Below are 21,465 nucleotides of genomic sequence, written 5' to 3'. Positions count from 1 at the left end.
TCGAGAGGCGACGCGCTGAAGGCCGCACCACCAAAGAGATTCGCCGATGCCTGAAACGCTACCTCGCGCGCCAGATCTACAAGATCCTCAACGCCACGACCATGACTGGACAAACATAGAAGGATCCTTAGGATGATACCGGTGCTTACGATCGGGAACAGCCCGGTCGATCAGACCGTTGTGCGAGGACCTATGCCGAATGTTCAGATCAACAGCGAGCCCGTGACCCTGGACGAGGGCGCCACCGTGGTGGCCGCAGTCGCCCAGACCACCGGTCGCGAGCTCACCGAATCCGGAACTCCCGCAGACGGGGGTAGGCTCGGAGTGGCAGTAGCCCTGGCCGGGGAAGTGGTGCCACGCAGCCGCTGGGCCGCCACCGAGCTCGCCGAGGGCGATGAGCTGGAGATCGTCACAGCGGTCCAGGGCGGCTGAGAAAGAGGTATCACCACAATGACGACGACGCCGGCAACCGCCTCTACCCCCACACCCGCCTCTGAGACAGACGGGGGCGTGGTGCCCTCTGTTCAGATTGGCAGCTACACGTTAGAGTCCCGGCTGATCATGGGCACCGGAGGCATCACCGACCTCGCAGCCTTGGAGAAGGCTCTGGTGCAGTCGGGCACCACCCTGACCACCGTCGCGATGCGCAGGTACTCGCCGGAGACCAAGACATCCGTGTTCTCCATGCTTGAGCGGTTGGGCATCGATGTGCTGCCTAACACCGCCGGCTGCTACACGGTCAAGGACACTGTGCTTACCGCCGAACTGGGCCGCGAAGCACTGGAGACCAGCCTCATCAAGGTGGAGGTCATCGCCGATGAGCACACTCTGCTCCCCGATGTGATCGAGACGCTGGAGGCCACCGAGCAGCTAGCCGACCGGGGATTCATCCCCCTGGTCTACACCAGTGATGATCCTGCCGCTGCCCTTCGGCTGGAACAGGCCGGGGCTGCTGCGGTGATGCCGCTGGGAGCCCCCATCGGCACCGGACTGGGTATCCTCAACCCGCATAACATTGAACTGATCTGCTCCCGAGCGAAGGTACCGGTGGTGCTGGACGCAGGGATCGGCACTGCCAGCGAGGCCGCACTGGCTATCGAGCTGGGCTGCTCAGCGGTGCTGGTGGCCTCAGCAGTCACCCGCGCCCAGGACCCCACTGCCATGGCCGAGGCCATGCGACTGGCGGTAGCGGCAGGCTTCCATTCCGCCCGGGCCGGTCGGATTCCCAGGCGCGAGCACGCTCTGGCCTCATCGCCGGCAGAAGGCATCATCAATCCCCTCGACACTCTCACCTAACCGAATATCAGGCACTTATTGGAATATCGGCATCTCATGAACTGTAGATCTTCCGATAACCCCCTGGAAACTGGTCAGAAGGAAAGCACATGAGTGATCTCAGCAAGTTCTCACGCAGCCAGGCTGAACGCTTCCAACGGCACTTCGCCCTGGCCGGCTTTGGCATCGAGGCCCAGGCCAAGCTGCTGGACTCCCGGGCCGTGGTCATCGGCGCCGGCGGACTCGGCGCACCTATCCTCACCTATCTGGCAGCTGCCGGGGTCGGGACCATCGACATCATCGACCACGATGTAGTGGACCGCACCAACCTGCATCGCCAGGTCATCCACTCCGAGCAGACTCTGGGCCAGCCCAAGACCGCCTCTGCGGCCGAACGGATGCTCGGCCTGCACCCGGAGGTGCGGATCACGGAGCATCGGGAGCCGATCACCGCCGCCAACGCCTTGGAGCTCATCGAGCCCGCTCACATTGTGATTGACGGCAGCGACAACTTCGCTACCCGGTACGTGGTCTCCGACGCCTGCGAAATCGCAGGCAAGCCATTGGTCTCCGGATCCATCCTGCGCTTCTCCGGCCAGGTCAGCCTGTTCTGGTCTCGGCTGCCCTCTGGTGAGCGCGGCCCCACCTATCGGGACCTCTACCCAGAGGCTCCTGACCCGGGCGAGGTGCCGACTTGCGCTGAGGCTGGTGTGCTTGGTGTGCTGCCGGGGGTGATCGGGTCCCTGATGGCCACCGAGGCTATCAAGTTCCTGGCCGAAATCGGCGATCCGCTGATCGGGCGAGTGATCACCTATGACGCGTTGACCTCGCACTTTGGCGAATTCCGGCTCAACCCTGACCCCGAGCGCAAGCCGGTCATCAGCATCGGCGCTGATGTAGGTGACCGATTGAGCGGGGTGGAGACGGTCGCTTGCGAGACGCCTCCCGACCACGACGCTACTTCACCGCACATGAGTGTCCTGGATCCCCCGGTAAACGAGCCTGAGACGGACCATATCGGAAGTTCTGGAGCCCCCACTGTGGAGGATGAGGGGGATCTGGATTTCAACCCCTTCACCGGAGACCCCAAACAGGCGGATGATCTCAGCCCGGCAGAGTTCAGACGCGCGGCAGAGACTGGAGCCCTCGGCGTCGTACTCGATGTGCGCGAACCCCATGAGCACGCTGCTGGTGCCATCGGTGAGGCGGTCAACCTCCCGCTGATGGAACTGTGGCGGGCCGAGCAGCCTCCAGCCGGGCTGCAGGAGGCCACCGAGGAACATCCGGTGGTGGTCTACTGCGAGCACGGCATCCGGTCTCGCCAGGCGCTCGCGGTGCTCAAGCACCGCTACCCGGAGCTGCCGGTGAAGAATCTGCTGGGCGGTTACGCCCTTTATCAGCAGCTTTAGGTGTGATGGCCGCGGCCACTGTACGCGGCCGAGAGCTGAGCGGGTCTCCCCGCCGGCGGGACCAGTGCTGTGAATCTGCTGGGCGGTTACGCCCTTTATCAGCAGCTTTAGGTGTGATGGCCGCGGCCACTGTACGCGGCCGAGAGCTGAGCGGGTCTCCCCGCCGGCGGGACCAGTGCTGTGAATCTGCTGGGCGGTTACGCCCTCTATCAGCAGACTTGAACCGTGTGAGCTGTGAGTGCAGCGATGCAGTGTGTGAGAACTGAGGCGACATTTTCAGGCTCGAAAGCCGGTGCCGCCGCAACCGGCCGAGAGCAGCCGGGATGGGAATCGCAACCTCAGGGATCCGTGCCAACGTGACAGCGGTGGTGCGGGCCACGTCGTGGCGTGCCCGGCTGCAGGACAAATGCCGAGTCAGGGGTGCTCAACCCTTCCTCTCTGCGGTAGTTTGGTGGTGTGAAGTCCCACCTGGCAGTCATAGGCGAATGCTTGGTAGACGTTGTCGAATCCGAGACGTCTGCCCCTACAGCGCATGTGGGCGGCAGTCCGCTCAATGTGGCGGTGGGACTGGCCCGTTTAGATCATCCGGTGGTGTTCGCCGGCAGGCGAGGAAGCGACGACTACGGCCGGCTGATCGCCCGCACTCTGCGCGCACAGGGCATCACTGCGGTGCTCGATGCCGATGACCTGCCCACCTCCGTGGCCACCGCCACCCTGGACCCCACCGGACAGGCCAGCTACGAGTTCTCCCTGGACTGGACGCTGCCCGCTGCCGAGGAGCTCACCGCTACGCTGAGCCAGGCCACCGGAACCATCGAGCACGTACATTCCGGCTCCTTAGCCACCCTGATCGAACCTGGGGCTTCAGTGGTGAAGACCATGCTGGAGGGACTGCGCGAGTCCGCCACCATCTCCTATGACCCCAACTACCGGCCCACCTTGGTACCCAACCGTGAGGAGGCCCGCACTCGGGTGGAGGAGCTGGTGGGGCTTGCTGATGTCATCCAGGCCTCCACCGACGATCTCGAGCTGCTCTACCCTGAGCGTCCCATCACCGAGACCATGCAGGCCTGGCTGCAGCTGGGCCCAGCCCTGGTTACCGTGACTCGCGGAGCCTCCGGTGCGATGGCCCTGGCCCGCTCTGGGTTCGCCGAGCAGAACGCCTTCCCCGCCGATGTGGCTGACACCGTAGGTGCGGGAGACTCCTTTATGGCCGCCACGCTCTCCACCCTGCGCCAGCAGGGGGTGCTGGGCGCGGAGAACCGGCAGGCGCTGCAGGCGATCACAGAGCACGACGTCGCCCAGGTGCTGCACACTGCCGCACAGGCCGCCGCGATCACCAGCTCGCGTTTCGGAGCCCAGCCGCCCACCGGTCAGGAACTGTCTGCCGCCCTCGGCGATCCCTCAGCCACTGTTGCCTGAGGGACTCTGTGAAGGAGCAGTTAACCGGGACTGTTGGGTAGATTTGAGCCATGACCTCTCAGCCCTCCGCCCCGGACACCGTGAGCCCGCTGGTATTGGGCAGCCAGCCGGTGAAATTGGTGGCCACCGATGTGGACGGCACCATCCTCTCCTATGCCCAGACGGCCACCGGGGAACTTTCTCCACGCACTGTGGAAGCTTTCCGGGCCGTGCGGGAAGCCGGCGTCGTCGTTGTTCTGGTCACTGGTCGGCCGGTGCGGGCGTTGCGGAGGATCAGTACCGCCCTGGAGCTGTTGGGCCCAGTGATCGCCTCCAATGGTGCAGTGACCTATGACCTGGTCGCCGATTCGCCCATCCAGGCTCAGGGGCTGACCGCCGATATCCTGTTCGAAGCCAAGGATCTGATCCGAGGCCTGGACCCCACCGTCAGCTTTGCGGCCGAGACCCTGGCCGCGCTGCATATGGAGGAGTCCTTCGCTCGGGGGAGCCTGTGGTTAGATGAGAAGCACCGCAAAGCGGCTGGGGTCAGCGATGATGAGATTCGGCTCGGGCCGCTGGATGCCACTCTGAAGCGCGCCGCTGGGGGGCTGCCTGATGAGGTGCCGGCTTTGAAGCTGCTGGCCAAGACCCATGCCATGAAGGCTGACGCGTTCATCGCCGAGAGCCAGGAGCGGATCGGCCACCTGGTCACCGTCACCCATTCCGCCCCTGGGGTGAGCCTGCTGGAAATCTCCGCCAAAGGGGTCAACAAGGCCCAGGCGCTGCACCGCTACGCGGAGTCGCTGGGCATCGGAGCACAGGAGTCCATTGCGTTCGGGGACATGCCCAATGATGTGGAGATGCTGCAGTGGGCCGGGACCTCCTGGGCTGTGGGCTCAGCCCACCATATGGCCCGCTCCGCAGCCGACCAGGTCACCGAATCCTGTGATGACGACGGGGTGGCCGTGGTGCTGGAGAAGCTGCTGGAAGGAGAACTCACGTGAGCAGTGTCGAGGCCGGGCGGACCCCGTACCGTCAGCACCCCTACCGCGAGGTGCCCTACCTGGTGAACTCTGCACCCGGGCGGATGCACCATGCGCCCTTGGCTTTTGCGCACCGCGGGGCCGATCCGGAGCGTGAGAACACCATAGCCGCCTTCCAGCAGGCAGTGGACTTGGGGTTCCGGTACTTGGAGATCGATGTGCGGACCTCGGCCGATGGGGAGCTGGTGATCTTTCACGATGAGACCCTGGACCGGGTCACTGACGGGACCGGGAAGCTCTCCGAGCACACCTGGGCTCAGCTGCAGGCAATCAGAGTCGGCGGGTCAGAGTCTATGGTGCGGTTCGAGGATGCGCTGCGGACCTTCCCGGACACGTACTTCAACGTGGACCTCAAAGATGCTGAGTCGGTGGAGCACTTCGTTGAGATCGTAGAGCGCCTCGGCGCACATGACCGGGTTCTGGCCGCCAGCTTCAACGATGCGCGGCGGCATCGGGTGCGCAGGCTGCTCGCAAAGCCAGTGGCAACCTCTGGAGGTTGGGTTTCGAACGCGCTGATGGTGCTTCTGGGCCCGCTGAACGGCTTCGGCCGGCTCTCCCAGCGGATCGCGCAGATTGACTGTGTGCAGGTGCCCATCCGCCAATCCCGGGTGCCGGTGGTGCGGCCGAAGTTTGTGGAACGCTGCCACCGGGCCGGGCTGCAGGTCCACGTCTGGGTGGTGGACGACCCTGCAGAGATGCACCGCCTGCTGGATATGGGCGTGGACGGGATCATGACCGACGATGCCCAGGCGTTGGCTGCAGTGATGCGTGAACGTTCCGTCTGGCCGCAGACCGTCTGAGGTTCAGCGGCTCGGACACACTGTTCTCCCATGTCAGAGTCAGCTGCCAGCCAGGCCTGGTGGCTAGTCTGGCCATATGTTTGCAGAGACGCCGACTGTGCTTGCCGCCCAGACCCCACCGGGCTCGGTGGCAGCGCCATGGTGGCTGAGTTTCGGTGTGTTGGTCTACGGTGCCCTATTGGTAGCAGCCTTCATGATCTATGCCCAAACCAGACATGAACGGCCCTGGAGTGTGATCTGGGTGCTGGTGATTGCATTCATCCCGATCCTGGGGGCGATCATCTACTTCATTGCCCAAACGCTGCACTACCGCCGGAGCGCCAAGAACCCAGAGACGGGTCCTGGATGAGTCACTCTCCCACTACCCCGGCCTCATAGGCGAAGACAACTGCCTGCACCCGGTCCCGGCAGCCGAGTTTGTGCAGCACATTGCCCACATGGGTCTTCACCGTGGCCTCAGAGAGAAACAGTCGGGCGGCGATTTCGGTGTTGGAGTCCCCGGTGGCCAGCTCGGCGAGAATCTCGCGCTCCCGGTGGGTGAGATAGCCCAGCTTCTGCTGCTGCTCAGCATTGGGCGCCCGCAGGACACCCCCGCCCAGCAGGGTGGTGTCCAGCAGCCGCCGGGTGGTGGAGGGAGCCACCACCGCCCCTCCGGTGACCACCGTACGGATGGAGTCCAGCAGAACCTCAGGCTGGACATCCTTCAGCAGGAACCCGGCAGCTCCGGAGCGCAGTGCGGACAACGCATACTCATCGGTGTCGAAAGTGGTCAGCACGATCACCCGGGCCCCGACCAGCGCGGGATCCTCAGTGATCGCGGCAGTGGCGGCAAGCCCATCCATCTCCGGCATCCGAATATCCATCAGCACCACATCAGGAGCCCCGCCTGCTGCTGCCAGTTCTCGGATCAGGCCCAGCGCCTCGATCCCGTTGCCGGCTTGGCCGGCCACTGCCATATCCGGCTGGGAGTCGATCACCATGGCGAACCCGGCGCGCAGCAGCGCCTGGTCATCAGCCAGCAGCACAGAGATCTGTTCAGGCGCCTGGTTCTCGGTCATCGCTGCTCCTTCTGCTCTTGCGCATTCTCAGTGGCACTCTGGGGCGCAGATCGCCGCCCGGGCCGCACCCGGTCCAGCGGGAACCTGGCCTCCACGGTGAAGCCGCTCTCCAGCGACTCCTCACCCTTGGCTCGGGCCACCAGGGTGCCGCCGTAGAGCTTAGCCCGCTCAGCCATCCCTATCAGACCTGAGCCGGCGCCGTCGTCGGCTGCCTGCCCACCACGGCCGGTGTCACGGATCTCCAAGGCCAGCTCGCCTGCCCGGTAGTCAGTGCCCAGCCATACCTGGGCAGTGGCGCCCTCACCGCCGTGCTTGAGTGTATTGGTCAGCGCTTCCTGCACAATCCGGTAGATGGCCAGCGCCACACCCTCGTTGAGCTCCGGCAGGCTCTCCTCAGCGACATGCAGCTCCACCGGCAGGCCGGAGGCCTCAACATCGACCACCAGCTGCGGGATGTTCTCAATACCCGGAGCAGGCCGGGTCTTCGGCTCACCCTCCTCGCGCAGCACCCCGAGCATCCGGCGCAGCTCGGTGAGCGCTTCCCGGCCGGTCTCACCGATAGTCTCGAAGGCTTGCCCAGCACGGGCGGGATCGGTTTGCAGCACATAGCGCCCGCCGTCGGCCTGGGCGATCATCACGCTCATCGAATGGCTGACCACATCATGCATCTCCCGGGCGATGCGCATCCGCTCAGCATCGGCGGCCAGCTGCGCCTCCTGGTCGCGCTCACGCTCCAACAGCCGGTTCTTCTCCTGGATCGCTTCACGCTCACGACGCCGCCTGCCCGCCAAATCACCGAAAAGCCAGGCGGAGACCACCACTGCTGCACAGAACCCGGTGATCAGTGCGGCGATGAAGATCATCACACCCCAGTCCGGGGAGTAGGCCCCAGGCACTTGGTGGCCCAGCAGCCCGGCGGCTGCCATCACGTGGGCCCCCAGCAGCACAGCCCCCAGCAGGGCCAAGCCCAGATAGCCCAAGCTCACCCGCCGGGAGCCGTACTTGGCGCAGGCATAGACCACCAGCGGCACCGCAAACACTGAGGCGCCGGGTCCGTACATGGACAGGATCTGACACAGGCAGGCAAAACTGATCAGCCCGGCCGCCAGTCCCGGGCGGATCCGGGAAACAGCCAGCGGCAGAATGGCCAGCAGCTCAAAGAAGACCATCACCGGAATATTCACCGTGACCCCGAACATCCCGGTGGCGAAGGCCCCCGCAGTCAGCCCGCCACCGATCAGCCAGAAGAACGCACTGAGCAGCAGCAACGGGGTCACCTTGAAAAGCGTGTCGCCCAGCCACGGCCGCGCCTCAAAGAACCGCATTGCGCGCACATGCGCAGGCGGCGGCGGCAGCAGGGGCTCAAGCATGACACCTAAGTCTAGGGACCCCATACCTGCACACACCTCATACCTCAGGATGAGGTGAGGTTCGGCCTCAGAGGTGAGGCCTCGGCGTCGTACTCTTCCGTAGTGTGAACTGTGAACGAGCCGGGGACCCGGCTCAGCACCATGTGATGAGACGGGAAGCGAGAGAACGATGCAGACACCTACCCCGACCGCACCGGCCCTCCGTGCTGAGCAGCTCACCAAGACCTACGGCTCAGGTGAAGCCACCGTGCACCCGCTACGCCGGCTGAGCATCGAGATCCCGGCCGGTCAGTTCACCGCGATCATGGGGCCCTCCGGGTCGGGCAAGTCCACTCTGCTGCACGTGCTGGCCGGACTGGACAGCGCAGATGAGGGTGACGTGACACTGCGAGCAGGAGAGCACGACGTCGCCCTTACCGGACTGAGCGAGCGCGAACTCACCCTGGTGCGCCGGGCACACATTGGCTTCATCTTCCAGGCCTACAACCTGGTGCCGGCGATGACCGCCCGGGAGAACATCCTGTTACCGGCCTCATTGGGCGGACCTGAGCCGGACCGGCACTACTACGATATGGTCATCGACCGACTGGGGCTGACCGGCCGGCTGAACCACCGGCCCTTCGAGCTTTCCGGCGGCCAACAGCAGCGGGTGGCCGTGGCCCGTGCCCTGGTGTCCAAACCGGCAGTGATCTTCGCCGATGAGCCCACCGGCAACCTGGATACCCGCACCGGGGCCGAGGTGCTCGGCTTGCTGCGCGCCGCGGTGGACGAATTCGGCCAGACCGTGGTGATGGTCAGCCATGACGCCAACGCCGCCGCCCAGGCCGACCGCACCGTGATCCTCTCCGACGGCCGAGTGCTGGAGACCATCAGCCACCCCACCGCCCAGCTGCTGGCCACCAAGATGATCGGCCAAGACAAATGAGCCGCGCCGCTGAGAATCACCCGGGCCGAGCGAGCACCTACCAGCGCGCTGCCTCTACCCGGTTCTCCGTGCTGCGGGCCAACCTGCGCTCCTCCGGCAAACGGCTCTGGGCGGCCGGGGCTGCCGTTGCGATCTCGGTGGCGTTCATTGTGGCTGGCACCATGCTGGTGGACTCGATGACCCGAGCTGTGGAGACCGAAGCCCAAGGTGAGGCAGCCGGTGCCGATCTGATCATCGATTCCGCCGCGCTGGGCTGGGCCGGCGACTCCTACACCGAGTACGAGGACGGTGGCGAGTCCGTAGAGATTCTCACCCCCGAGGACTACGGGGACATTCCCCTGGCCGAGGCCATCGAGCAGCTGGACTCAGTGGCCGCGGCAGAAGTGGTCCGTCGCAGCTGGCTGGACAGCCCGGTGGAGTTCGACCAGGAGCTCGGCGGCTACAGCAGCTCCGGGATCGGTGTGTCGAACCTGGTGCCCAGCCGTGATTATCCGCTGGCAGCGGGCCGGCTCCCTGCGGCCGCAGATGAGCTGCTGATCAGTGAGGGTGCCGCGGAGTGGAATGAGCTCGATGTGGGCGACAGCTATCTGGCTGTGGCGGTGCGCTGGGAGGAGGATGACTCCTACACCGTGGTGGACAGTGCGGAGTTCACCGTGGTGGGGATCACCGAGACCAGCATCTGGGGCCCCGAGGGCTTCCTCACCCCGGAAGGCATGGAGAGGATTCCCGCCGACCCTGAAGACGGGTATGAGTCTGGGTATGCGGAGCCCGAAGAGATCCGCGTGGTGCTGCCCGAGGATTCTCATGGAGACCGGCGCGCCCAGGAGGCTGTTCAGCAGCAGATCGTGCAGATTGTGGAGCAGCTTATCGCCTCAGGGGAGCTGGACATGCTCGGCTCGGCCAGCTCAGTCGAGTCCGGGCTGCTCGATACCGGCACTGACGAGTATGGTGCTGAACAGGTGGGGGATCTGGAGATTGCCACCAACGGCCAGATTGTGGACCGCTGGGTGGCCGAGCGTACCGGCGACGCCCAGATGCTGCTGTGGGTTGCGGTGGGCTTCGGCAGCATTGCAGTCTTCGTCTCCGCCCTGGTGATCGCCAACACCTTCCAGGTGATTATCGCCTCTCGGCAGCGCACTATGGCGCTGATCCGGGCGGTGGGCGGCACCGCCGCCCAGCTGCGTCGGGCCACCCTGGCGGAGGGTGCGGTGCTCGGACTACTCGGCGGAGCAGCTGGTGTGCTTATCGGCTGGGGCATCGCTCAGGGGTTTGTGGTGACCATGAACTACCTGGTTGGCGGCGGGGAAAGTATCCCGACAGCTCTGCCCAACCCGGTCTCCATCGCAGTGGGCCTGGGCCTGGGGCTGCTGATGGCCTTTGGCTCCGCTCTATACCCGGCGCTGAAGGCTGGCCGTATCTCACCGATGGTGGCGCTGCGCCCGGCCGATGTAACCCCGCCGGAGCGCAGCGGGTCCCTCCCCCGGCTGGTGCTTGGTGCAGTGATCACCGCAGCAGGGATCGGCACGGTGCTCTACTCCGCATTGGCCCGCCCGGCCACGGAACCGAACCCCGCTCTGGACTATTACGGTGTGTTCAACGCCGATCCGGTCGCCGGGCTGCCGATGCCGCTGATCGGCCTGGTCGGCGGATTCCTCGGGTTTCTCGGCGTGCTGGTGCTGGCCAAGACCGTCGTACCGCCCCTGGCTCAGGCCCTCGGGCGGGCGCTCGCAGCCCTGCCACCGCTGAAGGTGCCGGCCCGGCTGGCCGGACAGAACGCCCGCCAGGTGCCTGGCCGTACCACCGCCACCTCGGCCGCACTGCTGGTGGGTGTGACCCTGGTGATGACCATGATCATGGGCGCGGCCACCGCGCAGAAGCTGCTCTACACCGAGCTGGCCGAATCCTATCCGGTGGACGGGGCGGTGGCCTCGCTCCAGGATGACCAGCTGGAGGTACTGGAAAATAGTCATCTGGTCACCGGGATCAGCACGGTGCCAGGGTTCATCGCGGGGGATGCTGCAGGCTCGCGGCCGGTACTGCAGTTGGATGCCGAAGCCTTCGACGCCGTGGCCCACCTTCCCCTGGCCGAACTTCAATCTGCAGACCCGGTCGCCTATGTCGGGTGGAATGCCTTCGCCCAGGTGAGCTTCGCTGAAGAGCATGGCACAGAGCAGGACATGCTGACCCTGGAAGTCAATGACAGCGCTGTGCAGCTCCCGGTGGAGCTGGCTGCCTGGGCGCCCTATGACGCCGTGCTGGTGCCCGAGATGCTGTGGTCTGCAGACTGGCAGACCGAGGTTGAGGCGGGCGCGCTGTTCAGCATCTCGGAGAACGCTGACCACCAGGAGCTCTGGGAACTGGAGAATGCGCTCAGCGATGGTGACTACGGAGCAGCCACGGTGGAGGGCGCCATCTACCGGATGGACCTGCTGCGAGTGATCGACGTGGTCCTTCTGGCTGTGCTCGCGCTGCTCGGCGCCAGCGTACTGGTGGCTGTCCTTGGTGTGAGCAATACGCTCTCACTCTCGGTGTTTGAGCGTCAGCGGGAGGCCGCCCTGCTGCGGGCCAATGGCATGACTCGCCGCTCCCTTGGAGCGACCATCAGCATTGAGGCTTTGCTGCTGGCCGCCGTGGCGCTCATCCTGGGCACCGTGCTGGGCGGTCTCTTCGGCTGGGCCGGAGTGGCCACCCTGGTAGCACGGGAAGACTGGACCGTGGCACCTTCAGTACCCTGGCTGCGCCTGGCCGCGGTATGGGCAGTCACTCTGCTGGCGGCTGCGCTGGCTGCTTGGCTGCCAGCCCGAAGACTGTCCAGAGTTCAACCGGCTGCGGGTCTGTCGCACGCCGCCTGATGCAGAGAAGGACCCGGAAGAGCGGGATCCGCACCTCCGGGCCCTTTCAGCACGGTCACTGTGTGAGGCTGATGCTCAGAGCAGCCATACGATAATGATGATGATCGCGATGATGGTCAGGATACCGCCACCGATGTAGATTCCGCCGCCCTGCATAATCACTCACTCCTTGTTTTCTCGGGTCTAACGTACCGCTGCGCACTGCATGAATGGACCAGTGCGCAGGTCTTGAGACTGGCTAGGCTCGCGACGAGGTGAACAGCCTGATCAGATAGAGGATGCCCAGCACCACAAGAGCGGCAAGAATCAGATTGCCGAAAATGCCGAGGGCGACCTCCAACAGCCACAGGGCCACCCAGAGCACCACGATCACCAGCAGGATCGTGATGACGATAGATATCGCTCGATTAGCCATGTCCTCACCTTATGAATCCGAGTCTGGGCAGATGCTGGACATATGCGTTGAAGAGGGTGTGAATTTGGCAAAAGAGCGGCGGGAAATGGTGGGTAGCACCATTTCCCGCCGCTCTGATCAGCTGTTTTGACTCCCTAGCCCCTGAAATTCTGATTTTCGGTGATCAGGGGGCTGACGTTGTGGTCCTACGTCTAATCTTCCTGGTCGGCCAAGGCTTCGACATCGTCCAGGGTGGCCTCCGGGGTGCCCTCGGGGATCTCTCCGTTGAGCCGCAGGCCAGTCTCCACATCGAACAGGTGCACGTACTCTGCTGAGGGCTTGATGTAGACGGTCTCGCCTTTTTGCGGAGGCCGCCGGCCCTCCACGCGCACGATCAGCGGCTGGAAGGTCTGCACTCCCTCGGGGGAGCCGTAGATGAAAGCATCGGCGCCCAGTTCCTCCACCACATCTACCACCATCGGCAGGCCGGTGCCGTCGCTGGAGACATTCATGTCCTCCGGGCGCATACCCAGGATGACCTCGCTGGTTCCGGTCAGGTCCACATCGGGCACAGTGAGCCGGTCGTTGCCCACAATTACCTGGCCGGACTCCACCTTGGCCTTGAACAGGCTCATGGCAGGGGAACCGATGAACCCGGCCACGAACACATTGGCTGGGGTGTCATAGAGGTTGCGCGGGGTATCCACCTGCTGGAGCACGCCGTCCTTGAGCACGCAGACCCGGTCACCCATGGTCATCGCCTCGACCTGATCGTGGGTGACGTAGACGGTGGTGGTCTTCAGCTCGCGGGTCAGCGCTGCGATCTGGGTGCGGGTCTGCACGCGCAGCTTGGCATCCAGGTTGGACAGCGGCTCATCCATCAGGAACACCTTGGGTTCACGCACGATCGCGCGGCCCATGGCTACACGCTGGCGCTGACCGCCGGAGAGAGCCTTGGGCTTGCGCTCCAGGTAGGCCTCCAGGTCGAGGATCTTGGCCGCTTCCTGTACTCGTTGGGCACGCTGATCCTTGGAAACCCCGGCGATCTTCAGGGCGAAGCCCATGTTCTCGGCCACTGTCATATGCGGATAGAGCGCATAGTTCTGGAAGACCATCGCGATATCGCGGTCCTTGGGGGAGACGTGGCTGACGTCCTCGCCGCCGATCAGGATGCGACCATCGTTGATCTCCTCGAGGCCGGCCAGCATGCGCAGTGCGGTGGACTTGCCGCAGCCGGAGGGGCCTACCAGCACCAGGAACTCACCGTCGGTGATCTCCAGGTGGAGTTGGTTGATTGCGGGGCGAGCGCCCGGAGTGTAGATGCGGCTCGCGTAGTCATAGGTGACAGAGGCCATGATATTCCCTTTCACGGGCAGGTACGTGCCCGACGATCCGTAGTGAAGGTTGGCTGCCCATGCCAGGAGCGGTACTGTGTTGCCCCTCACATGAACTCCAGCATCACATCACAGCCGCGTGATTAAGTCCACTTATGACGCAAATTACACCCGATTGAGCCGGGCGAAGGTTCGAGCCTACTCGGAGTCTTCCGAGGTGATTGAGGAGCGTGAGCGAAGCGACAAGGCCGTCGCATACCAGCTCTTTAGGTGTGATGGCCGCGTTGGTGCGGCCGAGAGCGTGGCGGGGTTTCCCCGCCCGCGGGACCAGCTCAGTGACTGTCGTCGTCTGCGTCGTAGTGGGCTGCGCCGCCGCCCCAGGTGTCCGGCCCGTGCTCCAGATGCTCGGCCATGGATTCGTCGAAGCCCTCAGGCAGCAGATCGCGGTACTCGGCAATAGTCCCATCCAGTACAGTGGCGTTGAAGGTCTCCTGGTTGCCGTTGACGATGACGGTGACCTCCTGGATAGCGCCGGGGCCTGCCTCGATAGCTGAGACGATCAGCTCTTCGTCGTGTTCCAAGTTGACGGAGCTGCCGGGCTCCACGGTGAACTCGAAGGTATCGCCGGCGGCCTCCAAGGTCACCTCTGCCGGATCCTCGGCAGAGGCGTCAGTGTGAGAGATCAGACCCGTCAGCCGGGCTGGGCCGCCTGCTTCTCCGGCCACGAACATAATGTGGCGCAGAGCTAGGTTCTCGGCGTCGAACATGGTGCCGTCGGAGCCTGAGTAGACGTGTGTGGTGGCCTGGTAGTTGATGGCCGAGCAGCCGGTGAGGGCCAGGCCGCCGACTAGGGCAGCTGCGGCAGCTGCGCGAGGTGCCGAGGAGGTGAACTTCACCGCGGGGACTCCTTTAAATGATGGGTGCGCATGGCGTTGATACCAGACTACTCGATGGGCTGTGACTTCTACGCAATGTAGAAAGTTTATTGCGCGGCGAACCTTAGTACTGCCCGCGCAATCTTCCGTCAAGACACGCCGTAACCCCTCTCTGCGTGATAAACTTGAAGCCAGGAAAGGGGAATAACTACATGAATTTCGAAGTCGGCGAGACAGTCGTTTACCCGCACCACGGTGCAGCCACTATCGAAGAGGTGGAGATGAGGACCTTCAAGGGCGAGGAGAAAACTTACCTCACTCTGCGGGTTTCGGAAGGGGACCTGACTATCAAGGTTCCGGCTGAGAACGTCGATCTGGTCGGAGTCCGTGATGTGGTGGACGAGGAAGGCCTGGCGAAGGTGTTCGGGCTGCTGCGCGCAGAGCACACCGAGGAGCCCACCAACTGGTCCCGCCGCTATAAAGCCAATGTGGAGAAGCTGGCCTCCGGATCTATTCATAAGCTCGCCGAAGTGGTCCGCGACCTGTGGCGCCGCGAGAACAACCGGGGCCTTTCCGCCGGCGAGAAGCGCATGCTCTCCCAGGCCCGGCGCATCCTGGTCTCGGAGCTCCGTCTGGCCAAGGAGCTGGAGGAGGAGAAGGCCGAAGACCTGCTCGAGGAGGTCCTCGCCGAAGGTCACGCTACTGCCGCGACCGCTGACGAGAAGGTGCCGGCCTGACCCGGCTGATTCCCTCAGCTTAGAATTCAATACATGACTGCACGCCCGGATGACGCCGTGGCTGCTCCCGCGCCTTCTAGGGGTGAAGGCGGGCAGGCTTCTGCCCGCCGGGACCAGCACTGTCACCGGGTGTTAGTCATTGTCGCCGCCGGTTCCGGCACCCGGCTCGGCCACGGAGCCCCCAAGGCCGCCGTGAAGCTGAGTTCCCGCACCATCCTGGAGCACGCCCTGGACGCGGTGACCCCAGAACTCGGCTTCGAGCTGATCGTACTGGTCCTTCCTGAGGACCCTGCGCACCACCAGACCCTCGCAGTATCTGGAACAGCCCTGGCACACCAGACAAGGGGCGAGGTCGTCATCACCACCGGGGGTAGCTCCCGCACTGATTCGGTGCTCGCCGGCACCCAGGCGGTCCAGGAGCATGCCCAGCTGAAGGGATGGGGTGAGCCCGTACACGTCCTGGTGCACGATGCCGCCCGCGCCCTGACACCTGCTGCTGTCTTCAGTCGGGTCCTGGAGGCTCTGGACTCAGGAGCAGAGGCGGTGACCCCCGCCGTTCCGGTCGCCGATACCATCAAACAGGTCAGTCCGGTCCCGGGAATACCTAGTACTTCTCCTCAGAACCTTGAAACCGACCCTGCACGAAAAGAAGCAGGTACAGATCTTCAGGAACGTGTGGAACGCACCCTTGCCCGTTCCACACTGCGCGCAGTGCAGACCCCGCAGGGTTTCACTCTGGAGTTTCTGAACCGGGCTTTCGCCCATATTCAGCAGCTTCCGGCGGAGAGAGCCGCCCAGCTCACCGATGAAGCCATGATTGCCGAGGACCTTGACGTAGAGGTAGCCGTAGTGCCGGGAGACTCGCTGGCGTTGAAGATCACCACGGAGACCGACCTGGTTACCGCCCGTGCCCTCCTGGCGGAGAACGAGGGGGGGAGCAGCGGGCCCAGCGGTACGCCCCAGCCTCCGCGCGTGGGCATCGGCCAGGACATCCACGCCTTCGCACCGGCGGATGAGCCCACCGAACTATGGGTCGCCGGTCTGTGCTGGCCCGGCCAGCAGGGCCTAGCCGGTCACTCCGACGCCGACCCTGTCGCCCATGCCGCCTGCGCCGCGCTGTTCTCCGCCGCAGGGCTGGGCGACCTGGGCACCCACTTCGGAGCTGACACCTTAGGAACCCATCGTGCCGAGACGAAGGGGGCCCGCGGCGTCGTGCTCTTAGCCGAGGCCGCCAGGATCGTCCGCGAGGCAGGTTTCCGGATCGGTAGCATCTCCGTGCAGATGGTCGCCAACCAGCCTAAATTCTCCCCCCGCAGGGAAGAGGCGCAGCGAGTGCTCAGTGCGGCTGCCGGAGTCCCTGTCTCCGTGGCCGCCACCACTTCAGACGGTCTGGGCTTCACCGGACGTGGAGAGGGGATAGCGGCCACCGCTACTGCCGTCCTCTATTGAAATTGAACGGCCACAGTGCGCGCACTCCGACGCCGCTGAAGAATCTGTACGTGATGAGGCGCCACTGCCGGTAAGGTATGCCCCGTGGCCCTGAGACTCTACGACACCAAAACCGCGCAGCTGCGCGAATTCCAGCCCCTTGAGCCGGGCAAGGTGTCCCTCTACTACTGCGGCGCCACCGTACAGGGCCGGCCGCATGTGGGCCATGTGCGTTCCGCCGTTGCCTTCGATATCCTCGCCCGCTGGCTGCAGCACCGTGGATACCAGGTCACTACAGTGCGCAATGTCACCGATATCGACGATAAGATCCTGGAGAAATCCGGCGCCTCCTACGCGGAGGGTTTCGAGCCCACTGAGGACTACCCGGCTGCGGATCCCTGGTTCGCCCTGGCCTATCGGTTCGAGCAGATCTTCAACGCCGCCTACGACGCCGTGGGAGTAGTTCGACCCAGCTACGAGCCGCGGGCCACCGGGCATATCACCGAGATGCACGCATTGATCACCCGGCTTATCGAGACCGGTCACGCCTATCCCGCCCTGGACGACTCCGGGGACGTCTACTTCGACGTCCACTCCTGGGAGCGCTACGGCGAGCTGACCCACCAGTCAGTCGATGACATGCAGGATGCACCTGACGCTGACCCGCGTGGCAAGCGAGACCCCCGGGACTTCGCCCTCTGGAAGGGACACAAACCTGGCGAGCCGGAAACTGCGGCCTGGGACTCCCCCTGGGGGTGGGGCCGGCCCGGCTGGCATCTGGAGTGCTCGGCGATGTCCACCAAGTACCTGGGGGAGACCTTCGACATCCACGGCGGCGGACGCGACCTGCGGTTCCCGCACCACGAGAACGAACTCGCCCAGTCTGCAGCCGCCGGAGACGGATTCGCCCGCTACTGGCTACACAACGGGATGGTCACCTACGCCGCAGAGAAGATGTCCAAATCGGTGGGCAACACCGTCTCCCCGGATCAGATGCTGACTGAGGCCGGCCCCAAAGCGGTCCGATACTGGCTGGCCAGCGCACACTACCGATCCGAGCTCGACTATAAGCCGGGCGCCCTGCAGGAGGCGGAGTCCGCCCTGGAGCGGATCGAGAACTTCCTGGACCGGGCCCTGCCCGAGACTGACACCGCTGTAGCTTCCGCGGAGCTGCCCTCAGATTTCGTCGAGGCCATGGACGATGACCTCAACGTCCCCGCCGCGCTCGCCGTACTGCACCAGACGGTCCGTGCCGGAAACACTGCCCTGAACAGCAACGACGACGCCGCGGCCGCCCTGGCTGCCCAGGTGCACCAGATGCTCCAGGTGCTGGGCATCAACGATGTGCCTGAGCCTGCCGGAGCAGACTCCGGACCCACCGCAGAGGCGCTGAGCCACCTAGTGGAGGCCCAGCTGGCCCAGCGCGCCGAGGCCAAGCAGGCCAAGGACTTCGCCCGGGCAGATGCGATTCGTGACCAGCTTGCCACTATCGGCATCCAGGTGGAGGACACCCCCTCTGGAGCTGTGTGGACCCTGAAAGGTGGTGCCTGAGCCATGCCCAAGGACTCCCGCCCCAAATCCGCTGCCGTACGCAGGGAGCGCAAGGGCCCTGCTAAGGGTTCCGGCGGTCAGGGTAAGCGCAGACTGCAGGGTAAGGGCCCCACACCTAAGGCTGAGGACCGGGTCTACCACAAGGCCCATCGGCAGAAGCAGCTGGCGGAACGGTCCGCGGCCAAACGCCGATCACCTAGGGCGCGTGGCGGCTCGGGCTACGGGGCCGATGATGTGGTCGCCGGCCGCAACCCTGTGGTGGAGGCGCTGACGGAGCGGGTTCCCGCCGCGGAGCTGCTCATCGCCCGGGATGTTGAGACCGATGGCCGGGTCCGTGAGTCTCTGCAGCACTGCGCAGAGCAGGGCATCCGGGTTCGCGAGGTCTCCCGTCCTCAGCTGGACACCGCCACCGGCGATGCTGTCCACCAGGGCATCGCTCTGGTGCTGCACCCCTATGAGTATGCCGACCCGGCGGAGCTGACCGGAGATCTCGCTGTGGCCGCTGCCAAGGGGCACATTGACCACCCGCCGCTGTTGGTGGCCTGTGACTCCATCACCGACCCCCGCAACTTGGGTGCAATACTGCGTGCTGCGGCAGCTTTCGGTGCCGACGGCGTCGTCGTCCCTGAACGGCGCAGCGCAGGGGTGACCGCCACGGTGTGGAAGACCTCTGCCGGAGCGGCTGCACGGATCCCGGTGGCCAAGGCCAAGAACCTTACCCAGGCACTGAAGGAAGCCCAGGCCAATGGGTACTTTGTAGCTGGGCTCGACGGCGGCGGGGATACTGAGCTGCCTCACCTGAACCTGGCGGACCAGCCTCTGGTAGTGGTGGTCGGCTCCGAGGGCAAGGGGCTGTCCCGTCTAGTCCGCGAAACCTGCGACGCGATCGTCTCGATTCCGATTGCCGCCAGCACCGAATCGCTCAACGCCTCCATGGCTGTGGGGATCAGCCTCTATGAGATTGCCACGCTCCGGCAGGGGGTGCGTCAGCGATGACCACCGCCGCCCGCATCCGTGGTGAGGAGCAGCCCGGGTTCATCGATATCCTCATCAACTGGTTGTCTCACCAACAGTGGTTTCCTACACCGCGTCGACGCCGCAGTCTGACCCGGGTGGGTGGTCTGCGTCTGCCAACCCCTGAGGGTGACCCCGATCCGGGCCTATTTCTGGAGCTGCATATCTTTGAGCTGGAGCTGCCCGAAGGTTCTGATGACTCGGTTGCCCGAATCTCGGTCCCGGTGGTCCTGCGTACCAGGCCCTCGGCGCTGGCTGGGAAGTCAGCCTTCATCGGCAAGTTGGCCGTGGAAGAGGGTGAGGAACTCTGGGTCTACGACGGCGCCCGTGATCGCGCCTTTCTCGCCGCGATCCTTGAGATGGCCCGGCGCAGGCAGGGAACCCGCAACGGCCGTTCCCGGGGGGAGGCCTTGGCAGGTTTTGAGCAGTGGGAGCCTTTCACCTTGGACCTGCGTAGGCAGGCAGTCGAGTCCACGCTGCCTGACGCCACTCGCACCCTGGTGCAGCCGGCCGGGGTCGCGGAGGATGGCGACTGGGACCTTAAGGTCGTCGTGGACTTCCTGCGGCGTCCGGCGGTGGAGCCCGTAGATCTCTCAGAAGCTTTGCTCAGGCTGACCACAGCGCATTCCACTGCGATACCCCGTGTGCTGGGAACAGTCGCCGGGGCCTGGGAGGAGCGGCTTCCTGGCCAGGACTGGGCCAGTGCTGAGTGGGAGACCGGTCAGTTGGTGGTGATTCGTGAGGCCGGTGCTGAGGCGCCGGATGCCCTGAGTCTCGCCCGCTCTGCCCTGCAGGCGGGAAAGACGTTCAAGAAGAGTGCCCGTGCCTTGGGCGAGACCCTCGGTGACTTTCATGCTGACCTGGCTGGCTCCTTCGGGTCGCACCCGCAGACTGCTGAGCAGCTCAAGGCAATGGCGGCTGAGGCTCAGCAGCAGTTGCTGGGCCAGTGGAAGAAGGTCCGTGAGGAGTTCGACGAAGATGAGGCCGCCGACCTCAACGAGGTTATCGACCTGATGGCTATGCAACTGCGTGATGCCGATGAGTCGCTGATGCTGCAGCACATTCACGGACAGTTGACCGCCGAACGGCTGCACCGGCTGAACCGGGAACGCTGGGTGGTCAGCGAGGTCGGCGGGTTCGCCGAGCACGTCCTGGGCTTCCAGGATGTGATCTCCACACTGATGTCTCTGGCCAATATGGTCATGGAAGTGGCCAGTGAAACTCCCGAGATCATTCAGGACTCGGAACGGGCCGTCGGTGAGGAGAGTTCAGAGGTAACAGAGGACAACCCCTCTGCTCCGGACCCGGTCAACTTCGGCCAGTGGTACGAGGAGCTCAGCTCACTTTTCTTGGAGGGCTACCGTAGCTCGGACGCTGAGAGCAGCGGAGTGGACTCGGTGTTCTTCCGCGCAGCGATGCTTACTGAAGCGCTGGAGCTCTTCTCCCGCTGGCAAGGACAGTGGGTCTTCCGTCCCTCCATGCTCCTTCAGGCCGAAAACTGAAGGATGGGGCGGGCGCTGTTTACGCGGAGTTTACATTCGGCGCTGACTAGTGCTACAGTTTCTATCCGCACCGATTGGCGATGGGAGCTCTCCCAAAGCCCCGGTGCACACCGAAGAACTACCAAGTTCAATCTACCGTCCCAACGGAACTGAGAACGTTGAGTTGACACTCACAAAGAGGTTCCGGTAAGATAGAAAAGTTGCTCCGGAGCGATCTGGGAGGTTTTCTCCTGGTGGTGTCGGGGTGTTTGTAGCTTGAGAACTCAATAGTGTGCCAAGTTTGTTGATACCAATTTATTTATATATTGGTGAAACGCATCACGTGCACCCCCGTGTACGTGATTGCGAATTTTGCCAGATCAACTATTCATTTGATGGAGAGTTTGATCCTGGCTCAGGATGAACGCTGGCGGCGTGCTTAACACATGCAAGTCGAACGATGAAGCTTCCTGTTTTCAGGGGGTGGATTAGTGGCGAACGGGTGAGTATCACGTGAG

19 protein-coding genes, 1 rRNA gene and 1 pseudogene are annotated in these 21,465 nt (G+C 64.3%); 16 read left to right on the top strand and 5 right to left on the bottom strand.

The features are described from left to right. From F0311_RS07215 to F0311_RS07180, 8 genes and pseudogenes are all read left to right on the top strand, one after another. Positions 1-119: pseudogene (locus tag F0311_RS07215) on the top strand (IS110 family transposase); the annotation flags it as partial. A gap of 73 nt (positions 120-192) precedes the next feature. Then, complete coding sequence (gene thiS / locus F0311_RS07210; RefSeq protein ID WP_150461280.1) at positions 193-432, top strand: sulfur carrier protein ThiS; 240 nt, start codon at positions 193-195, stop codon at positions 430-432. Between the two features lie 18 nt (positions 433-450). Continuing rightward, positions 451-1,296 carry a thiazole synthase gene (locus tag F0311_RS07205; protein ID WP_150461279.1) on the top strand — a complete coding sequence of 282 codons (846 nt, stop codon included), beginning with the start codon at positions 451-453 and terminating at the stop codon, positions 1,294-1,296. An 89-nt stretch (positions 1,297-1,385) separates the two neighbouring features. Further along, entirely contained in the window at positions 1,386-2,684 is a 1,299-nt protein-coding gene (gene moeB, locus F0311_RS07200; RefSeq protein ID WP_150461278.1) for a molybdopterin-synthase adenylyltransferase MoeB, read from the top strand. A 456-nt stretch (positions 2,685-3,140) separates the two neighbouring features. Further along, on the top strand, positions 3,141-4,106 hold the full coding sequence (locus F0311_RS07195; RefSeq protein ID WP_150461277.1) for a carbohydrate kinase family protein: 966 nt from the start codon (positions 3,141-3,143) through the stop codon (positions 4,104-4,106). A 50-nt stretch (positions 4,107-4,156) separates the two neighbouring features. Beyond that, positions 4,157-5,089 (top strand): HAD family hydrolase, encoded by a 933-nt coding sequence (locus F0311_RS07190; RefSeq protein WP_150461276.1) that lies wholly within the window; start codon positions 4,157-4,159, stop codon positions 5,087-5,089. After that, entirely contained in the window at positions 5,086-5,928 is an 843-nt protein-coding gene (locus tag F0311_RS07185) for a glycerophosphodiester phosphodiesterase (RefSeq protein ID WP_223881191.1), read from the top strand. Before F0311_RS07190 ends, F0311_RS07185 begins: the two co-directional genes overlap by 4 nt. Positions 5,929-6,004: 76 nt before the next feature. After that, the gene (locus tag F0311_RS07180; protein WP_150461275.1) at positions 6,005-6,277 is read left to right on the top strand and encodes a PLD nuclease N-terminal domain-containing protein; all 273 of its coding nucleotides are present in this window, start codon (positions 6,005-6,007) and stop codon (positions 6,275-6,277) included. A gap of 1 nt (position 6,278) precedes the next feature. Here the strand turns inward: F0311_RS07180 and F0311_RS07175 are convergent, their stop codons facing one another. Together F0311_RS07175 and F0311_RS07170 are read right to left on the bottom strand one after the other, a co-directional pair. Beyond that, positions 6,279-6,986 carry a response regulator gene (locus tag F0311_RS07175; protein ID WP_150461274.1) on the bottom strand — a complete coding sequence of 236 codons (708 nt, stop codon included), beginning with the start codon at positions 6,984-6,986 and terminating at the stop codon, positions 6,279-6,281. Continuing rightward, positions 6,983-8,356 carry a sensor histidine kinase gene (locus F0311_RS07170; RefSeq protein ID WP_191089795.1) on the bottom strand — a complete coding sequence of 458 codons (1,374 nt, stop codon included), beginning with the start codon at positions 8,354-8,356 and terminating at the stop codon, positions 6,983-6,985. The genes F0311_RS07175 and F0311_RS07170 overlap by 4 nt, the downstream gene beginning before the upstream one ends. Positions 8,357-8,525: 169 nt before the next feature. On the opposite strand from F0311_RS07170, the gene F0311_RS07165 reads away from it, so the two are divergent. Together F0311_RS07165 and F0311_RS07160 are read left to right on the top strand one after the other, a co-directional pair. Then, positions 8,526-9,281: an ABC transporter ATP-binding protein gene (locus F0311_RS07165; RefSeq protein WP_150461272.1), complete on the top strand. Its 756-nt coding sequence runs from the start codon at positions 8,526-8,528 to the stop codon at positions 9,279-9,281. After that, positions 9,278-12,133 (top strand): ABC transporter permease, encoded by a 2,856-nt coding sequence (locus tag F0311_RS07160; protein ID WP_150461271.1) that lies wholly within the window; start codon positions 9,278-9,280, stop codon positions 12,131-12,133. Before F0311_RS07165 ends, F0311_RS07160 begins: the two co-directional genes overlap by 4 nt. 238 nt (positions 12,134-12,371) lie before the next feature. Here F0311_RS07160 and F0311_RS17980 read toward each other — a convergent pair whose 3' ends face one another. The 3 genes from F0311_RS17980 to F0311_RS07150 all read right to left on the bottom strand — a co-directional run bounded on the left by F0311_RS17980 (position 12,372) and on the right by F0311_RS07150 (position 14,757). Beyond that, positions 12,372-12,548: a hypothetical protein gene (locus F0311_RS17980; RefSeq protein WP_191089794.1), complete on the bottom strand. Its 177-nt coding sequence runs from the start codon at positions 12,546-12,548 to the stop codon at positions 12,372-12,374. Between the two features lie 191 nt (positions 12,549-12,739). Next, positions 12,740-13,882, bottom strand: a complete 1,143-nt coding sequence (locus F0311_RS07155; RefSeq protein ID WP_150461270.1) for an ABC transporter ATP-binding protein — start codon at positions 13,880-13,882, stop codon at positions 12,740-12,742. Between the two features lie 311 nt (positions 13,883-14,193). Next, positions 14,194-14,757: a hypothetical protein gene (locus F0311_RS07150; RefSeq protein WP_150461269.1), complete on the bottom strand. Its 564-nt coding sequence runs from the start codon at positions 14,755-14,757 to the stop codon at positions 14,194-14,196. Positions 14,758-14,948: 191 nt separating this feature from the next. Here F0311_RS07150 and F0311_RS07145 point away from each other — a divergent pair, with 191 nt between their 5' ends. From F0311_RS07145 to F0311_RS07120, 6 genes are all read left to right on the top strand, one after another. Next, positions 14,949-15,473 carry a CarD family transcriptional regulator gene (locus tag F0311_RS07145; protein ID WP_150461268.1) on the top strand — a complete coding sequence of 175 codons (525 nt, stop codon included), beginning with the start codon at positions 14,949-14,951 and terminating at the stop codon, positions 15,471-15,473. A gap of 33 nt (positions 15,474-15,506) precedes the next feature. Continuing rightward, on the top strand, positions 15,507-16,922 hold the full coding sequence (gene ispF, locus F0311_RS07140; RefSeq protein ID WP_150461267.1) for a 2-C-methyl-D-erythritol 2,4-cyclodiphosphate synthase: 1,416 nt from the start codon (positions 15,507-15,509) through the stop codon (positions 16,920-16,922). 84 nt (positions 16,923-17,006) lie between these two features. Then, complete coding sequence (cysS, locus tag F0311_RS07135; RefSeq protein WP_150461266.1) at positions 17,007-18,452, top strand: cysteine--tRNA ligase; 1,446 nt, start codon at positions 17,007-17,009, stop codon at positions 18,450-18,452. Between the two features lie 3 nt (positions 18,453-18,455). Beyond that, entirely contained in the window at positions 18,456-19,448 is a 993-nt protein-coding gene (gene rlmB, locus F0311_RS07130) for a 23S rRNA (guanosine(2251)-2'-O)-methyltransferase RlmB (protein ID WP_150461265.1), read from the top strand. Next, positions 19,445-20,968 carry a maltokinase N-terminal cap-like domain-containing protein gene (locus tag F0311_RS07125; protein WP_150461264.1) on the top strand — a complete coding sequence of 508 codons (1,524 nt, stop codon included), beginning with the start codon at positions 19,445-19,447 and terminating at the stop codon, positions 20,966-20,968. Before rlmB ends, F0311_RS07125 begins: the two co-directional genes overlap by 4 nt. Positions 20,969-21,339: 371 nt before the next feature. Continuing rightward, a 16S ribosomal RNA gene (locus tag F0311_RS07120) occupies positions 21,340-21,465 on the top strand; the annotation flags it as partial.

It is taken from the genome of Nesterenkonia ebinurensis, assembly GCF_008711175.1.
Taxonomy (GTDB): domain Bacteria; phylum Actinomycetota; class Actinomycetes; order Actinomycetales; family Micrococcaceae; genus Nesterenkonia; species Nesterenkonia ebinurensis.
Note: the sequence above shows the minus strand (reverse complement) of the source record. Positions and strands in the feature narration are given on the sequence as shown.

What these genes read in the sequence shown, in the direction of transcription:
- F0311_RS07170 (WP_191089795.1), bottom strand. Translation starts at nt 8,356, where the DNA reads ATGCTTGAGCCCCTGCTGCCGCCGCCGCCTGCGCATGTGCGCGCAATG.
- F0311_RS07190 (WP_150461276.1), top strand. Translation starts at nt 4,157, where the DNA reads ATGACCTCTCAGCCCTCCGCCCCGGACACCGTGAGCCCGCTGGTATTG.
- F0311_RS07165 (WP_150461272.1), top strand. Translation starts at nt 8,526, where the DNA reads ATGCAGACACCTACCCCGACCGCACCGGCCCTCCGTGCTGAGCAGCTC.
- F0311_RS07180 (WP_150461275.1), top strand. Translation starts at nt 6,005, where the DNA reads ATGTTTGCAGAGACGCCGACTGTGCTTGCCGCCCAGACCCCACCGGGC.
- thiS (WP_150461280.1), top strand. Translation starts at nt 193, where the DNA reads ATGCCGAATGTTCAGATCAACAGCGAGCCCGTGACCCTGGACGAGGGC.
- F0311_RS17980 (WP_191089794.1), bottom strand. Translation starts at nt 12,548, where the DNA reads ATGGCTAATCGAGCGATATCTATCGTCATCACGATCCTGCTGGTGATC.
- ispF (WP_150461267.1), top strand. Translation starts at nt 15,507, where the DNA reads ATGACTGCACGCCCGGATGACGCCGTGGCTGCTCCCGCGCCTTCTAGG.
- F0311_RS07125 (WP_150461264.1), top strand. Translation starts at nt 19,445, where the DNA reads ATGACCACCGCCGCCCGCATCCGTGGTGAGGAGCAGCCCGGGTTCATC.
- F0311_RS07160 (WP_150461271.1), top strand. Translation starts at nt 9,278, where the DNA reads ATGAGCCGCGCCGCTGAGAATCACCCGGGCCGAGCGAGCACCTACCAG.
- moeB (WP_150461278.1), top strand. Translation starts at nt 1,386, where the DNA reads ATGAGTGATCTCAGCAAGTTCTCACGCAGCCAGGCTGAACGCTTCCAA.
- F0311_RS07145 (WP_150461268.1), top strand. Translation starts at nt 14,949, where the DNA reads ATGAATTTCGAAGTCGGCGAGACAGTCGTTTACCCGCACCACGGTGCA.
- F0311_RS07205 (WP_150461279.1), top strand. Translation starts at nt 451, where the DNA reads ATGACGACGACGCCGGCAACCGCCTCTACCCCCACACCCGCCTCTGAG.
- rlmB (WP_150461265.1), top strand. Translation starts at nt 18,456, where the DNA reads ATGCCCAAGGACTCCCGCCCCAAATCCGCTGCCGTACGCAGGGAGCGC.
- F0311_RS07155 (WP_150461270.1), bottom strand. Translation starts at nt 13,882, where the DNA reads ATGGCCTCTGTCACCTATGACTACGCGAGCCGCATCTACACTCCGGGC.
- F0311_RS07175 (WP_150461274.1), bottom strand. Translation starts at nt 6,986, where the DNA reads ATGACCGAGAACCAGGCGCCTGAACAGATCTCTGTGCTGCTGGCTGAT.